Raw genomic sequence first — 15367 nt, forward strand, 5'->3', positions numbered from 1 at the left:
AGGAACGCAGCGGCAGCCCACCGCCACGACATCCACCGAAGGGGTATTCGTGTCCCTGCTCGTTTCCGGAGCCGCCCGGCGATGACGGCCCCGATTTGGATCGCCTTTCCGCCGGAGGTGCACTCGGCGCTGCTGAGCGCCGGCCCCGGCCCCGGACCGCTGCTGGCGGCCGCCGGGTCCTGGTCGTCCCTGAGCACCGAATATGCCGCCGCGGCAGACGAGCTCACCGGCCTGTTAGGCGCGGTGCAGGCGGGCGCCTGGGAGGGACCCAGCGCGGAACGGTACGTGGCGGCGCACGCACCCTACCTGAGCTGGCTGCTGGAGAGCGCCGCCAACAGCACGGCCGCGGCCGCGCTGCACGAGGCGGCGGCCGGCGCGTATACCGCCGCCCTGACCGCCATGCCGACGCTGGCCGAACTCGCCGCCAACCACGCCATTCACGCGGCGTTGGTGGCAACCAACTTCTTTGGCATCAACACGATCCCCATCGCGGTGAACGAGGCCGACTACGCGCGCATGTGGCTGCAGGCGGCCGCGACGATGACCACCTATCAGGCCGTCGCCGAATCCGCGCTGGCGGCTGTGCCGCCGGCCACGCCCGCGCCGCAGATCGTCGCCCCGGGTGGCGAGGCCCAAGCGGCCGCCCAGCAACAGGCGACGTCGCTAAGCGACCTGAGCGCGTCATTTCAGAAGCAGCTCGCGGCGTTGCTCACCGACTACACCCAGGGTTTCGCCCAGCCGCTGGGCGAGCTGATCTACCCCAATGGGTGGCCCATCAACGCGCACGCATTTACCAGCTCGGTCAGCTCCACGCTGTTGGCGAACATCCCCGGACTTTCGCCGACGTTAGCCTCCGCGATGGCCTGGACCGTCTTTCACACGTTGGTGCTCATGTTGCCCGTGGCGGAGGCGGCCCCGGTCCTGGCCGCGGCCGCTCTTCCCGTCGCGGGCGCCGCGGGTGTCGCGGCCGCCGCGGGTGCCACCGGCATCGCGGTTCCGGTCTCCGTGGCCACGCCCCTGTCAGCGGCCGCGGCGGCGCCGGCGCCCGTGGGCGCCGCGCAGGCCCCCGCGGCGCCGGGCGCCGTCCCGGCGGCCGCGAGCAGCGGCCCCACCATTCCCGGCCCCTCGGTGTCGACTCCGGCCCCGGCGATCGGTGGGGGACCCGCCGGGGCCGGGTACGGGGTGGGTTTCGGCCCGACGGCCGCCGGCGGAATCGGCGCGGGCATGTCCGACGTCCTATACGCGGTGGGCCTGTCGGGATTGTCGGCCCGCGGCGGCGCCGGCGCTCGCGCACGCCGGAAGTCCGAGGAACCGGCGCCGGACGACGCCGACGCCTCGGAGGCCGCCGCCGTGTCGGCCCGCGAGCGGACGCGGCGCCGTCGCCGGCTCGGGGCGACCGCGAAGGTCCGCGGCCGCCGCTACGAATACATGGACCTGGACCAAGAGCTGGACTTCGCGTCGGAGGCGTACGCCGCGGCGTCGGACGAGGGCGCGGGACCGCTCGGATTCGCCGGGGCGGCGGCCAAGTCCGGTGTCCCGGCGGCGACCGGGCTGGCGACGCTGGGCGGCGACGGGCTGAGCGACGGCCCGACCCTGCCGATGCTGCCGAGCAGCTGGGGCGCCATGCAGTCCTCCTGATCCGCCCAGCAATGCCGTTCATCTGGCCGGTGCGCTACGGCAAAACCCTTACCGGCCGTACGCGTGAGTCCTCAGGCGGGATAGCGCCGAGGGGTGAACACCCGGTCACCGAAATCGTCTGAGTACCACTGGGTTTGGGACGACCCGACGATCAGCAGGCAGCGCATGTCGACCTCGGTGGGGTCGAGGTCGGCCAGCCGCACGACGCGGACGTCCTCGCCGGGTCCGGACACGTCGCGGCCGATCACCACCGGCGTGCCGGGTTCGCGGTGGGCCAGCAGCACCTCGCGCATGGCGCCGACCTGCCACGTCCGCGTCTTCGACGCGGGGTTGTAGATGGCCAGCACGAGGTCGGCGGCGGCCGCGGCGGCCAGCCGCGCGGAAATCACATCCCACGGTTTGAGCCGGTCGGACAGCGAGATCACCGCGTAGTCGTGGCCCAACGGGGCGCCGACCCGGCTGGCGACGGCCTGCGCGGCGGTCATCGCCGGAATCACCCGGATCCGCACGCCCGGCCACTGTTTGGCCTCCTCCAGCACGGCGGTGGCCATCGCGAACACGCCAGGGTCGCCCGACGAGACCACCGCGACGGCGTGCCCCCGCTCGGCCAGCGTGCACGCCAGCCGGGCGCGCGCGGGTTCGTCGGTGTTGTCGCTGGGATGGCGCCGCTGGCCGTCGCGCACGGGGACGCGGTCCAGGTAGCCGGCGTAGCCGACGAGATCGGTGGCGGCGGCCAGCTCGCGTCGGCTCTGCGGCGTCATCCAGTCGATGTCGCCGGGCCCAAGGCCCACGACCGCGACGCCGCCGGTCGCAGCTTGGCGGCGGCGTCCGCCCGGCAGCATGGCCAGCGAGAAGTACGGCACGCCGGCCTCGTCGACCTCCGCGGCGGGCAGGATGCGCTGTCCGGGGGTGCTGGCGCGCTCGACGTAGAACGCGTCGTCGAGTTGTCCGGACGCCGAAAGCGCTTCGCGGACATTGTGATACGAGCGGCCCAGCTTGAGCACCACCGCGGCGTCGGCGTCGGCCAGGCGCCGGGTCAGCTCGGCGACCGGCAGGGTGCCCGGCAGCACCGACAGCACCTCGTCGCCGGCCACCAGCGGCGTCGCGATGGCCGCCGAGGCGGCGCTCACCGACGTGACGCCCGGCACGATGACGGCGTCGAACCGCCGCGTCAGCCGGGTGTGCAGATGCATGTAGGAGCTGTAGAACAGCGGGTCGCCCTCGGCGAGCAGCGCCACGTCGCGCCCGGCGTCCAGGTGGTCGGCGATGCGCCGCGTCGCGTCGGCGTAGAAGTCCTCGAGCGCGCCGGCGTAGCCGCCGGGATGGTCGGTCGCCTCGGTGGTCACCGGATAGACCAGGTGCTCCTCGATCTGACCGGGCCGCAGATACGGTTGCGCGATTCCGCGGGCGATGCTGCGACCGTGCGGGGCGCTGTGATAGGCCACCACGTCGGCCTCGCCGATCACCCGGGCGGCCTTGACCGTCACCAGCTCCGGGTCGCCGGGCCCCAACCCGACGCCCCACAGCGTGCCCCGCGCGGTCATTCGGTGTCGCTCGCGATCGCGTTGACGGCCGCCGCGGCCATGGCGCTGCCGCCGCGACGCCCCCGCACCACCAGGTAGGACATGCCGCGCGGACGGTCGATGAGCTCCTGCTTGGACTGCGCCGACCCGACGAACCCGACCGGGCCGCCGAGCACCGCGACGGGCGGGGAGGCCCCCTCGTCGATCAGCTCCAGCAGCCGGAACAGGGCGGTGGGCGCGTTGCCGATCGCCAGCACCGCGCCGCCCAGCCGGTCGGCCCACAGCTCCACGCCGGCCGCCGAGCGGGTGGTGTCCCGGCGTGCGGCCAGCTCGGCCGCGCGCGGATCGGCCACCAGCGACACCACGTCGTTGCCGGTCGGCAGCCGCGCGGCGGTGATCCCGGCGGCCACCATCGACGAATCGCACAGCACGGGGGCACCGTCGTTCAACGCCGCGCTGGCCCTTGCTGTGACGTCGCCGGTGTAGGCGACGTGCTCGGCGACGTCGACCTGCCCGCACGTGTGGATCAACCGGACCACGACCCGTGCCACGTCATCCGGGAACCTTCTCAGGTCGGCCTCGGCGCGGATGGCCGCGAACGACTGGCGATAGATCTCGGCCGCGTCGCGGATGTAGTCGAGCACCCGCTCACCCTAAGACCTGAACAGTCGGTATCCGTCTCCGGTGGCGACCAGCACGTCGCCGGCAAGCGGGCTGCCGCAGGCGCGTTCGCAGCCGACGAAGTGGCGGTGCACGGCCGAATCGACGCTCATCGCCCGCGCGGCGTCGGCCCGCACGTCGGCGGCCGAGTGCGCGCACCCGGGGCTGCCGGTGCAGGCGCTGACGGTCAGCCAGGGGGAGTTCTCGTCGAACACCAGGCCCAACGGCGCCAGCACGCGGAGTGCGACGTCCGCCGCTTCCTCGCTGAGGTCGCACACCAGCACCGACCGCCACGGCGTGATCACCAGCGGCGCCTCGACCGCGGCACCGATCGAGGCCAAGCATTCCGCCACGCGTGCCGGCAGGACCCCGAGCGGCACCGCGGCGCCCAGCGCGACCCGGCCGTCATCCTGGCCGATCCAGCCCACCGGCGGCTTGGTGACGGGTGGAAAGGCGGCGCCGAGTTCGACGCCGGGCCACAACGCTGCAACGTCGGCCAATTCGTTGACGCGCCAAGCCTTTCCGCGCACCTCGACGAACCGCGAGGCGATTGCGACCAGCGTCTCGGCCACGTCGCCGACGGCCAGCCGGACACCGCTGTCCCGCCCCGCCAACAGCAGCGCCGCGCCGTCGTCCAGCGCGTGCACGCCGACGTCAGCGCCCAGTCCGGAGACGTCGGCGCGGCCGTCGTCGAGGCCGAACCAGAACCGGCCGCCCAGCTCGGCGAGCTCGGGCTCGGCGCAAATCGCCGCGTCCAGCTCGCCCACCCACGCCCGCACGTCGGCGCGCCCGCCGACCCGGCCGGACAGCGGGGAGGCGACGATGTTGCGGACCCGCTCGTGGGTCGCCGAGGGCAGCAGCCCGGCCCCGGCGACCGCGTCGGCGACGGCGGTCACGTCGGTGATGCCGCGCAATTGCACGTTGCCGCGGGCCGTCAGCTCGAGCGTTGCCGAGCCACACTCGCTCGAGGCGCGGGCCAGGGTCGCCAACTGGGCGGCGGTGATCGTGCCGCCGGGCAGCCGGACCCGGACGAGCGCGCCGTCGGCGGCCCGGTGCACCTGCAGCGCGCCCGGGCAGGCGTCGGCGTCGCGGGCTCTGGGCATGGTTCACCGTACGACTCCGGCGGCTGCCGACACCGGGCAAGGGTTTGGCAGAAAAATATCAACTTTCCGATTTTTTGCTGGCGCCCGGCGCGGTGACGGTAGCCTCTGCCTAAAAGGTCGCCCGGGAGGTTCGGCTTTCGGTGCAAATGGAGCACGGAGTGAAGTGGCCGATGGTCGCCCGCGACGTCGAGCTTGCTCGGGCGCTGGCGGCTTTTGATTCCGATGCGCAGGTTTGCGGTGTCGCTTTGCTGGGCGAGAGCGGGGTTGGCAAGTCGACGCTCGCCCGCGCCCTTGCCGAAATCTTGGCTTCCAGGAGCCAGGCCGTGCGCTTCGTGTTGGGCACCGAGACGGGCAGGGCGATTCCGCTGGGGGCGTTCTATCGCTCGTTGACCGTCGACGCGACGCATGAGCCCGCCGTGATGCTGGCCGCCGCTCATCGATCGCTGGAGCAAGAAGAGAACCTGGTCATCGTCGTCGACGACGCCCAGTTGCTGGATCCGCTGTCGGCGACACTGGTGAATCAGCTCGCCGTCAGCGGAAAAATCCAGCTGATCGTGGTGGTCCGCACGGAAGACCTGGCTCCCGACGCAGTGACGTCGCTGTGGAAAGAACGGTTGTTGCTCCCACTGAGCGTCAAGCCGTTCACCACGGAACAGGTCGGCGAGCTGGCCCGAGCCGTTCTCGGGGCTGAGGTGGACGGCCGGCTCATCGACGAACTGCACCATCGAACCGCGGGTAACCTACTGCTGCTTCGCGGTCTGATGAGCGCCGGTCGGGAGAGCGGTGTGCTGGTGCGGACGGGCGCGGGCTGGCAATTGCACGGTCCGCTGCGCGGCGACGACGAGCTCTACGACCTGGTGGAGTTCCGGTTGCGGTCGTTGGCGCCCGAGGAGCTGAAAGTCATCGAGGTAATCGCCACTGCCGAAGTCCTGGATTGGCATGTGTTGCAGGCGGTCTGCGACGCAGACTCAGTCGCGCGCCTGGAGCGACGGGGTTTGATCCAGTTCGTCGCCGACGGTGCGCACACCGTGGCGCGGCTGAATCACCCGGTGATCGGCGAAGCCGCGATTCGCCGGGCTGGTGCCGCACGCACGCGACAACTGAATACCATTCTCGCACAACAACTTCAGCAGCGCGCCGACTCGGACACGCAACCCGCGGACGTGCGGGTCCGGATTCAACTGGCCCAGTTGATGATGCACAGCGATCTGCCGCCTGATCTCGAAGTGATCATCGATGCGGCGGCGAGCGCCGTCACCATGTCGAACGTCATCTACGGGGAGCAATTGGCTCGCTTTGCGTTCGATCGGGGCGGCGGCTTGCCGGCGGCGATCCTCCTTGCCGAGGCGGTGAGCTGGCAGGGACGCGGGGATGAGGCGGAGGCCGTGTTGGCGTCCTTCGCCCCCGGCGTCGCCGATGAGTTGTTGACCGTGCGATGGGGTTGCTTGCGCGCGGCGAACCTGTTTTGGGGCTGCGGCCGGGTCGACGCGGCCCGCACGGTGTTGGCGAACGTCAAGGACCGCGTCGAGTCCAAGGCCATGCTTGGTTTGGTGTTGTCCATGGAGGTGTCATTCGCGTTCTTCTCCGGCTACATGTCGAAGGCCATTACGTTGGGATCGGCGCTGTGTGAGTCGGAGCCTGCACCGCCCGCGGCGGTGTGGGCGGCCATGTCAACCTCCTGGGCGCTCGCGCTGTCCGGGCGTTTCGCGGAGTGTCATCGCATCGCCGACGCGGGTTTTCGTGCGGCAGCGCTCGGCGACTCCGGGCCCCAACGGTTCGCCATGGGGCTGGCGGAGGCCATGGCGCTGATCGCCGCCGGGGATCTGCCGGGAGCCGATCCGGTGCGGGAGCGCTACGCGGTCCTGGCCGCCGGCGTGCGCGAGGCCGAAGCGATCGTGAAAGCGGTTGCGGGCGTGGTCAACCTCGCCCGCGGCGCGCTGGCCCTGGCCGGTGAGGCGTTACACGAGTCGGTGACAGCGATGTCGACGGGTTTCCCGTCCGGATTCTTGATGCTGGTGTCCGCATTGCTGGCGCAAGCCGAAGCCGGACAACGACATTCCGACGTCGCGGCATCGGCGCTGAAGCTTTCCGAGGACGCTAATGGACCCCAAGTTGCGGTGTTCCTGCCGGAACTCGAGCTCGCCCGCGCGTGGGTCGAGGCATCCGGTGGCCGAACGAGTTCGGCGCGGCGGCATGTCATTCGCGCCGCGGAGATCGCGCGACATTCGGGGATGTGTGCTGTCGAGATGCGCGCATTGCATACCGCCGTTCGGTTCGGCGATCGATCGCAAGCCGCGAGGCTGGCGGAGCTTGCCCGCACCCTTGACACCCCGCTTGCCGATGCCGTCGCGGTGCACGCGCGCGCCCTGGCCGAACACGACGCGGACCTGCTCGACCGGGTCGCCGACCGGTTTTCGAATCTCGGCGCGATGGCACTGGCGGCGGACGCGGCGGCCCAGGCCGCCCGCGAGCATGCCCGGTCGGGTGCGCGGGCCAAGGAGTTGGAATCGTCGGCACGGGCGCATTGGCTGGTCGGCAAGCTCGGGCTGCACTCGCCGGCGATCGATGCGGCCACGCAACCTTTACCCATCACCGACCGCGAACGTGAAGTCGCCACAATGGTTTCGGCTGGGTTGTCCAACCGTGAGATCGCCGATCGCCTGTCCGTTTCGGTGCGGACCGTGGATGGACACCTTTACCGAATCTTCGCCAAACTCGATATCCAAAGCCGCGAACAGCTTGCGCGACTGATGAAGTCGGCTGGATCCGGCGCATAGCAGGCGGTGCCCAATGGACCCTGACGTCGTTCGGATAATCCGCGAGTATCGGACCTGTGAGTTCACCACGCTGAGCAACGGTTCACCGCAAACCTGGCCGGTAACCCCATTATTGCTCAAGGACGGTCGTTTCCTGATTGCGACGAACATCGGCCTCCCGCAGAAGGCGGTGAATGTCCGGCGCAACCCAAAGGTGAGCTTGCTGTTCTCCGACCCGACCGGATCGGGCGTCACCAAGCCGGGCGCCGTTCTGATTCAGGGCGATGCCGTTTCGGAGGATCGCATCGTGGCTGACGTCTCGTCGGAGCCAGATCTCGCCGAGCTGGCCGAAACGGTGTTCGCCCGCCAGCCGCAAGGCTCTTCCTTCATGGTCGGTCGGCTGGGCCGGCTGTTGTTTCCGTATTACTGCATGCGGATCCTCATCCACGTGACACCGCGCCGCGCCTACCTATGGCCAACACGCGATTTCACCGAGCCGCCTCAGCAGGTCGACGTGACGGAGCTGCGGGATGTGGTCTGACGCGGCCAAGGGGCTGGCCAAGTTCGATGAAGCGATGGTCACCGCACTCGACCCCGCTGGCTATCCCGTCAGCATTCGCCAGATGACACCTTGCTACGACGAGGCAACCGGCGAGTTCACCGTCGTGTGGCCGCGCGGTCTTTCCGTCAGCGCAGGACCGGCGATCGTCCTGTGCCACTCGCACGACGAAAAGCTGTGGAACATCAAGCAAATTCAAATAAAAGGCAGGCTTGAGCGTCGAGCTGATCGGTGGGTGTTCATCACCACCGGCTTCCACCGGCCGCCGGCTTCACAGCTTGGCGTTTTCTGGCGCCTGGCTCGCGACATGCGCAGAGCGGGACGCCGCTACCTCGACCAACGTGGTTTGGAGGCGCCAACGGTGAACTGGAAGGCCCTTCAGGTGCTTCGTGACAGGGCTTCAGCAAAATCGAGTAGCCGCCTACTCTAGGTGGCCCCGCCCACAGCGCAGGACACTGCGCGGATGGACAAGCGCGGTGGTCATGCGGTGGTGCTGGGTGCGAGTATGGGCGGCCTGCTGGCAGCCCGCGTGCTGGCCGACTTCTACGACCGGGTGACGGTGGTCGAGCGAGACGTCCTGCCCTTCGACCCGGTGAACAGGCACGGCGTCCCGCAAGGCAGGCTGATCCACGCCGCGCTCGCGCGGTGTACGCAGATCCTCGACGAACTGTTTCCCGGATTTGTGGACGAACTCGCGGCCTCGGGCGTCGGCAGCTGGGATGACGGCGACCTATCGAAGCTGTGGTTATCGGTTGGTGGGCATCAAGCGGTGCGCTCCGGCAGAGCGCCGAATTCACCGGTGATCTGGTTTCCGAGCCGGCCGCTCCTTGAATGGAATGTGTGCAGGCGCACGAAGGCGATCCCCAACGTGATGTTTCTCGAAGGCCACGACCTGGTCGGCCTGACGGCGACCGCGGATCGTGGCCGCGTCACCGGGGTGAGCGTGACGGATCGAGCCGCCGACCGCAGGAAGACGCTGACTGCCGACCTCGTCGTCGACGCGACCGGCCGGGGATCTCGCACGCCGGTCTTTCTCGAGGAACTCGGCTATGGCCGTCCTCCGGAGGACGAGTTGACGGTGCAGCTCGCCTACGCTTGTCAACTGCTGCGCATCACGCCGGGCGCCGTAAGGGAGTACATGATTGCGCTGTTCCCCGAGCCGGGGCGGCCGAAGATGTTCGGGTTCACGACCTACGAAAACGACACCTGGATGTTCGGTGTCGGCACCCTGGCAGGAGCCGAGCCGCCGCGCCAGCGTGCTGACATGCTCAGGTTCGCAGCCGATTTCGCTCCCGCGCACGTGCTGGAAGCGATACGAACGGCCGAGCCTCTGGGTGAGGTGGTTCACCATCGCGTTCCATCCAACCGCTGGCGGCGTTACGACAAGATGCGCCGGACACCCGATGGTCTGCTGGTCGTCGGCGACGCGGTTTGCAGTTTCAATCCTATTTACGGACAAGGCATGACGGTGGCGGCGATTGAGGCGACGGTGTTGCGTGATTGTCTGCGCCGCGGGGATCGCGGCCTGACGCGACGCTTCTTCCGCGCCTCTGCCAGGAAAGTGCGCGTGGCCTGGCAGACTGCCGTTGGATCTGACTTGAATCTTCCGGAAGTAGTAGGACCGCGACCGATATCCATGCGAATCACCAACGCCTTCCTCGAGCGGGTGCTGAGTGCCGTTGAGACGGATCCCGTCGTCGCCGGCCAGTTCATGCGGGTGACCGCAATGATCGATCCACCGGCTCGGTTGCTGCGTCCGTCTATTCTGCTTCGCGTCATGCGCGCTAAAGGCCACCGGCCGACGGAGATGCGGTCCGTTGACGAGGGGTGCGGCGGAACAGTGGCGGCCGGTGTCACAGCGGCACAGGTCGATACCTAATCGCAAAGAGAAAGGGAATCAAATGACAAACCCAAACATTGAGGCGACGAAAAAGGGCTACGAGGCTTTCTCCGCGGGTGACCTCGAAGCGGCGTTGAACGTCTTCGACGACTCCGCCGAATGGATCGTCAACGGCGAGAGCATGATCGGCGGCACGTACCGCGGCAAGAACGAACTCACGGAACTGTTCATGCGGCTGGGGGAGAAGGCGACCCAGGTCGTACCAAAGCGGTTCCTCGCCGACGGCGATGTCGTCGTGGTCCTTACCGAAGTCACCGTTGGAGCGGAGACTGCCACGGAAGCCGACGTGTTCGACTTCCACAACGGCAAGGTCGTCAAAGCGCACTCGTTCGGCGACACCGCCATACAGGAACGCGTCTTCGGCACCAAGCGAGTGACGGCCTGATAGTCGCTGACGGTCATGCGGTACGAATGAGGGGTGGCTGAGCCGACCATCCTGCTGCTGTCGACATCCGACACGGACCTGATCAGCGCCCGCTCCAGCGGGAAGAACTACCGGTGGGCCAACCCGTCGCGCCTGTCCGACCCGCTAGCCGATTCGGAGCTGCCCGACCTGCTGGCGGACGCCTCGATCGTGGTGGTCCGGATCCTCGGCGGTTACCGCGCCTGGCAGTCCGGCATCGACGCGGTGATCGCCAGCGGCGTCCCGACGGTGCTGGTCAGCGGCGAGCAGGCCGCCGACGCCGAGTTGACCGGCCTGTCGACGCTGGCGGCCGGCATCGCGGTGCAGGCGCACATCTACCTGGCCCACGGCGGCGTGGAGAACCTGCGCCAGCTGCACGCCTTCCTCTCGGACACGGTGCTGATGACGGGCTTCGGGTTCGCGCCGCCGGTGGTGACCCCGACCTGGGGCGAGCTCGAGCGGCCGGACGCCGGGAACGCCGACGGCCCGACGATCGCGGTGCTCTACTACCGCGCGCAGCAGCTGGCCGGCAACACCGCCTACGTCGAGGCGCTGTGCCGGGCCATCGAGGACGCCGGCGGGCGGCCGCTGCCCGTGTACTGCGCGTCGCTGCGCACCGCCGAACCCGAACTGCTGCAACGGCTCGGCGCCGCCGACGTCATGGTGGTCACCGTGCTGGCCGCCGGGGGACTGAAGCCGGCCACGGCGGCGGCCGGCGGGAATGACGACAGCTGGAACGTTGAACACCTTGCGGCGCTGGATATTCCGATCCTGCAGGGTTTGTGCCTGACCAGCCCCCGCGACCAATGGCGCGACAACGACGACGGCCTGTCCCCGCTCGACGTCGCCAGCCAGGTGGCGGTGCCCGAGTTCGACGGCCGCATCATCACGGTCCCGTTCTCGTTCAAGGAGATTGACGAGGACGGGCTGATCTCCTATGTCGCCGACCCGGAGCGCTGCGCGCGGGTCGCGGGGCTGGCGCTCCGGCATGCGCGGCTGCGGCACGTCGCCCCGGCCGACAAGCGGGTGGCGCTGGTGTTCTCGGCCTACCCCACCAAGCACGCCCGCATCGGCAACGCGGTCGGGCTGGACACCCCGGCCAGCGCGGTCGCCCTGCTGCGGGCGATGCGTGAGCGCGGGTATCGGGTGGGTGACCTGCCCGGAGTCGACGCGGGCGACGGTGACGCCCTGATCCACGCGCTGATCGAACGGGGCGGCCAAGACCCCGACTGGCTCACCGAAGGGCAACTGGCGGGCAACCCAATCCGGGTGTCCGCCAAGGACTACCGCGACTGGTTTGCCACCCTGCCCGCCGGACTCACCGACGCGGTGACGCGGCACTGGGGACCGCCGCCCGGCGACCTGTTCGTCGACCGCAGCAACGACCCCGACGGCGAGATCGTCATCGCCGCAATGCGATCCGGTAACCTGGTCCTGATGGTGCAGCCGCCCCGCGGATTCGGCGAAAATCCGGTCGCCATCTACCACGACCCCGACCTGCCGCCGAGCCACCACTACCTGGCCGCCTACCGTTGGCTGGACACCGGATTCGGCGCTGACGCGGTCGTGCATCTGGGCAAGCACGGCAACCTGGAATGGCTGCCGGGCAAGACGCTGGGCATGTCGGCGGCCTGCGGGCCCGATGCCGCGCTGGGCGACCTGCCGCTGATCTACCCGTTCCTGGTCAACGACCCCGGCGAGGGCACCCAGGCCAAGCGGCGCGCGCACGCGGTGCTCGTCGACCATCTCATCCCGCCGATGGCGCGCGCCGAAACCTACGGCGACATCGCGCGTTTGGAGCAGCTGCTCGACGAGCACGCCAACGTGGCCGCGCTGGATCCCGGCAAGCTGCCCGCCATCCGCCAGCAGATCTGGACGCTGATCCGGGCCGCCAAGATGGACCACGACCTGGGGCTGACCGAACGCCCGGAAGAGGACGCGTTCGACGACATGATCCTGCACGTCGACGGCTGGCTGTGCGAGATCAAGGACGTCCAGATCCGCGACGGCCTGCACGTCCTGGGGCAAAAGCCCACGGGGGAGGCCGAACTCGACCTCGTGCTGGCCATCCTGCGGGCCCGCCAGCTGTTCGGCGGAGAGCACGTCCTGCCCGGCCTGCGGCAGGCGCTGGGCCTGGCCGAGGACGGCACCGACGAACGGTCCTCGGTCGACCGGGTCGAGGCCGCGGCCCGCAAGCTGGTCGCGGCGCTGCAGGCCACCGGCTGGGATCCCGACGCGGCCGATCGGCTCACCGACGACGCCGACGTCGCGGCGGTGCTGCGCTTCGCTGCCACCGAGGTGGTGCCCCGGCTGGCCGGCACCGCCGCCGAAATCGACCAGGTGTTAAGGGCGTTGGACGGCCGGTTCATTCCCGCCGGCCCGTCGGGCTCGCCGCTGCGCGGTCTGGTCAACGTGCTGCCCACCGGGCGCAACTTCTACTCCGTCGACCCCAAGGCGGTGCCGTCCCGGCTGGCCTGGGAGGCCGGGACGGCGCTGGCGGATTCGCTGCTGACCCGCTACCGGAACGACCATGGCCGGTGGCCGCAATCGGTCGGCCTGTCGGTGTGGGGCACCTCGGCGATGCGCACCGCCGGCGACGACATCGCCGAAGTGCTTGCCCTGCTGGGTGTTCGGCCGGTGTGGGACGACGCGTCGCGGCGGGTCGTAGGCCTGACGCCGATTCCGCTGGCAGAGCTGGGTCGCCCGCGCATCGACGTGACCGTACGGATCTCCGGGTTCTTCCGGGACGCCTTCCCACACGTGGTGACGATGCTCGACGACGCGGTGCGGCTGGTCGCCGACCTCGACGAATCCGCCGACGACAATTACATCAGAGCGCACGCCCAGGCCGACCTGGCCCAGCATGGCGACCAACGCCGTTCCACCACAAGGATTTTCGGGTCGAAGCCGGGAACATATGGAGCCGGCCTGCTGCAGCTGATCGACAGCCGAAACTGGCGCGACGACGCCGACCTCGCGCAGGTGTACACCGCCTGGGGCGGGTTCGCCTACGGGCGCGACCTGGACGGCCGGCCAGCAACCGATGATATGAACCGCCAGTACCGGCGGATCGCGGTGGCCGCCAAGAACACCGACACCCGCGAACACGACATCGCCGACTCCGACGACTACTTCCAGTACCACGGCGGCATGGTCGCCACGGTGCGCGCGCTGACCGGCCAGGCGCCGGCCGCCTACATCGGCGACAACACCAGGCCCGACGCGATCCGCACCCGCACCCTCTCCGAGGAGACCACCCGGGTGTTCCGCGCCCGCGTGGTCAATCCCCGTTGGATGGCGGCGATGCGCCGGCACGGCTACAAGGGCGCGTTCGAGATGGCGGCCACCGTCGACTACCTCTTCGGCTACGACGCCACCGCCGGGGTGATGGCCGACTGGATGTACGAACAACTCACCGAGCGCTACGTGCTGGACCCGGAGAACCGCAAGTTCATGGCGGAATCCAACCCGTGGGCGCTGCACGGCATGGCAGAACGGCTGCTGGAGGCGGCCGGCCGCGGCATGTGGGCTGAGCCGCGACCGGAAACCCTCGACGGGCTGCGCCAAGCGCTGCTGGAATCCGAGGGCGACCTCGAGGGCTGACCCCGCCGACCCCGCCAACCCTCGCGAGCAGACGCGGAATCGCACGAAAGCGGACCGCGCAGTGCGATTCCGCGTCTGCTCGCGAGGTAGGTTGGCACCCGTGACGCCCACTTTCGCCGACCTCGCCAAGGCGCGATACATCCTGCTGACCACCTTCACCAAGGACGGCAAGCCCAAGCCAACCCCGATCTGGGCGGCCTTGGATAAAGAGCGCGGCGACCGGCTGCTGGTGATCACCGAGTCAAAGTCGTGGAAGGTCAAGCGGATCCGCAACACTCCCCGCGTGACGCTGGCCACCTGCACCATGGGCGGCCGCCCGACCAGTGAGGCCGTCGAGGGCACCGCCGCCATCCTCGACAAGTCGCAAACCGCCGCCGTCTACGACGCGATAGGCAGGCGGTACGGCATCGTCGGTAAGGTCTTCAACCTCGTCAGCAAGCTGCGCGGTGGCATGCACAACAACGTCGGCCTCGAACTCAAGGTGGCCCAACGCTAACGCTTCGACGCATCACCCCCCGGCCGCCAGGTGCTCGCCGAAGAACGCGAAGACCCGGTTCCACGCGTCGTCGGTGGCGGCCCGGTCATAGCCGAAACCCGTGATGCGCAGCAACGGCTGGGCGGGAAGCGTGTTCGCGAAGCTGTGCCCGGCGCCGGGGTAGACCTTGATGTCGGCGGTGATCTGCTTGGCCGCGGTCACTTCGCGCAGCCGGTCGGTCGCGCCCCTGCCCATCGGGTCACGGGCGCCGAAGCTGGCCACGATCGGGCACGCACCCTCCAGGGTCTCGCTGAGGTTGCGGGGCAGGGGAGTGCCGTAGAAGGGTGCGGAGGCGCCAAAACCCTTGGGCGACATGATGAGCGCGAACTGGCCGCCCATGCAGAAGCCGGCGATGCCGACGGGGCCGGAGCACTCCGGCATCCCCCGCAGGTGGTCGCGGGCGGCCAGGATGTCGTCAAGGGCGCGGCCCCGCTGGGTCATCAGCTCGCGCATGACCCTGGTGATGCAGCGGATGCGGCCGCCCCGGGAGTACATGTTCGGGGTGAGCGCCACGTAGCCGGCCCGGGCGATGCGGTCGTTGATCGCCTCCTTGTCGCGGCCGTAACCGATCGCGTCGTGGATCACCACCACACCCGGCCACGGGCCCTGTCCCTCGGGAAGGTTCAGCAGCGCGTCGATCGGTCCGTCGGGGGTGTCGATCTGAATCGTCGTCATAGCGTCATCTAA

General features: G+C 69.4%; 12 protein-coding genes. 8 read left to right on the forward strand and 4 right to left on the reverse strand.

What is annotated here, in order from left to right; genetic code table 11:
- The first annotated feature begins 81 nt into the window (after nucleotides 1-81).
- A complete protein-coding gene (locus tag G6N25_RS19970) occupies nucleotides 82-1638 on the forward strand; it encodes a PPE family protein (RefSeq protein WP_083072441.1) in 1557 nt (518 codons plus the stop codon).
- A gap of 71 nt (nucleotides 1639-1709) precedes the next feature.
- Here G6N25_RS19970 and G6N25_RS19975 read toward each other — a convergent pair whose 3' ends face one another.
- From G6N25_RS19975 to cobG, 3 genes are read right to left on the reverse strand one after another with little or no spacing between them, the layout of a single operon-like run.
- Entirely contained in the window at nucleotides 1710-3182 is a 1473-nt protein-coding gene (locus tag G6N25_RS19975; protein ID WP_083072442.1) for a precorrin-2 C(20)-methyltransferase, read from the reverse strand.
- A complete protein-coding gene (locus G6N25_RS19980) occupies nucleotides 3179-3805 on the reverse strand; it encodes a precorrin-8X methylmutase (RefSeq protein ID WP_083072443.1) in 627 nt (208 codons plus the stop codon). The genes G6N25_RS19975 and G6N25_RS19980 overlap by 4 nt, the downstream gene beginning before the upstream one ends.
- Nucleotides 3806-3814: 9 nt before the next feature.
- Nucleotides 3815-4924 (reverse strand): precorrin-3B synthase, encoded by a 1110-nt coding sequence (gene cobG / locus G6N25_RS19985; RefSeq protein ID WP_083072444.1) that lies wholly within the window; start codon nucleotides 4922-4924, stop codon nucleotides 3815-3817.
- Between the two features lie 170 nt (nucleotides 4925-5094).
- On the opposite strand from cobG, the gene G6N25_RS19990 reads away from it, so the two are divergent.
- The 7 genes from G6N25_RS19990 to G6N25_RS20020 all read left to right on the forward strand — a co-directional run bounded on the left by G6N25_RS19990 (nucleotide 5095) and on the right by G6N25_RS20020 (nucleotide 14641).
- Nucleotides 5095-7701, forward strand: coding sequence for a helix-turn-helix transcriptional regulator (locus tag G6N25_RS19990; RefSeq protein WP_083072571.1), 2607 nt, complete (start codon nucleotides 5095-5097; stop codon nucleotides 7699-7701).
- A gap of 13 nt (nucleotides 7702-7714) precedes the next feature.
- A complete protein-coding gene (locus G6N25_RS19995) occupies nucleotides 7715-8221 on the forward strand; it encodes a pyridoxamine 5'-phosphate oxidase family protein (protein WP_083072445.1) in 507 nt (168 codons plus the stop codon).
- Nucleotides 8211-8669: a hypothetical protein gene (locus tag G6N25_RS20000; protein ID WP_083072446.1), complete on the forward strand. Its 459-nt coding sequence runs from the start codon at nucleotides 8211-8213 to the stop codon at nucleotides 8667-8669. Before G6N25_RS19995 ends, G6N25_RS20000 begins: the two co-directional genes overlap by 11 nt.
- 33 nt (nucleotides 8670-8702) lie before the next feature.
- The gene (locus G6N25_RS20005) at nucleotides 8703-10118 is read left to right on the forward strand and encodes an FAD-dependent oxidoreductase (RefSeq protein ID WP_083072572.1); all 1416 of its coding nucleotides are present in this window, start codon (nucleotides 8703-8705) and stop codon (nucleotides 10116-10118) included.
- Between the two features lie 22 nt (nucleotides 10119-10140).
- Nucleotides 10141-10524, forward strand: a complete 384-nt coding sequence (locus G6N25_RS20010) for a nuclear transport factor 2 family protein (RefSeq protein ID WP_083072447.1) — start codon at nucleotides 10141-10143, stop codon at nucleotides 10522-10524.
- Nucleotides 10525-10557: 33 nt separating this feature from the next.
- Nucleotides 10558-14145 (forward strand): cobaltochelatase subunit CobN, encoded by a 3588-nt coding sequence (cobN, locus tag G6N25_RS20015; RefSeq protein ID WP_083072448.1) that lies wholly within the window; start codon nucleotides 10558-10560, stop codon nucleotides 14143-14145.
- 100 nt (nucleotides 14146-14245) lie between these two features.
- Nucleotides 14246-14641 (forward strand): PPOX class F420-dependent oxidoreductase, encoded by a 396-nt coding sequence (locus G6N25_RS20020; RefSeq protein ID WP_083072449.1) that lies wholly within the window; start codon nucleotides 14246-14248, stop codon nucleotides 14639-14641.
- Between the two features lie 12 nt (nucleotides 14642-14653).
- On the opposite strand, the gene G6N25_RS20025 is transcribed toward G6N25_RS20020, so the two are convergent.
- Entirely contained in the window at nucleotides 14654-15355 is a 702-nt protein-coding gene (locus G6N25_RS20025) for a dienelactone hydrolase family protein (RefSeq protein WP_083072450.1), read from the reverse strand.
- Nucleotides 15356-15367: the final 12 nt, after the last annotated feature.

The organism is Mycobacterium heidelbergense (genome assembly GCF_010730745.1).
GTDB classification, from domain to species: domain Bacteria; phylum Actinomycetota; class Actinomycetes; order Mycobacteriales; family Mycobacteriaceae; genus Mycobacterium; species Mycobacterium heidelbergense.

Coding starts and splice junctions, on each gene's coding strand:
- G6N25_RS19970 (WP_083072441.1), top strand. CDS start 82: ATGACGGCCCCGATTTGGATCGCCTTTCCGCCGGAGGTGCACTCGGCG.
- G6N25_RS20000 (WP_083072446.1), top strand. CDS start 8,211: ATGTGGTCTGACGCGGCCAAGGGGCTGGCCAAGTTCGATGAAGCGATG.
- G6N25_RS20010 (WP_083072447.1), top strand. CDS start 10,141: ATGACAAACCCAAACATTGAGGCGACGAAAAAGGGCTACGAGGCTTTC.
- G6N25_RS20005 (WP_083072572.1), top strand. CDS start 8,703: ATGGACAAGCGCGGTGGTCATGCGGTGGTGCTGGGTGCGAGTATGGGC.
- G6N25_RS19995 (WP_083072445.1), top strand. CDS start 7,715: ATGGACCCTGACGTCGTTCGGATAATCCGCGAGTATCGGACCTGTGAG.
- G6N25_RS19990 (WP_083072571.1), top strand. CDS start 5,095: ATGGTCGCCCGCGACGTCGAGCTTGCTCGGGCGCTGGCGGCTTTTGAT.
- G6N25_RS20025 (WP_083072450.1), bottom strand. CDS start 15,355: ATGACGACGATTCAGATCGACACCCCCGACGGACCGATCGACGCGCTG.
- cobG (WP_083072444.1), bottom strand. CDS start 4,924: ATGCCCAGAGCCCGCGACGCCGACGCCTGCCCGGGCGCGCTGCAGGTG.
- G6N25_RS19975 (WP_083072442.1), bottom strand. CDS start 3,182: ATGACCGCGCGGGGCACGCTGTGGGGCGTCGGGTTGGGGCCCGGCGAC.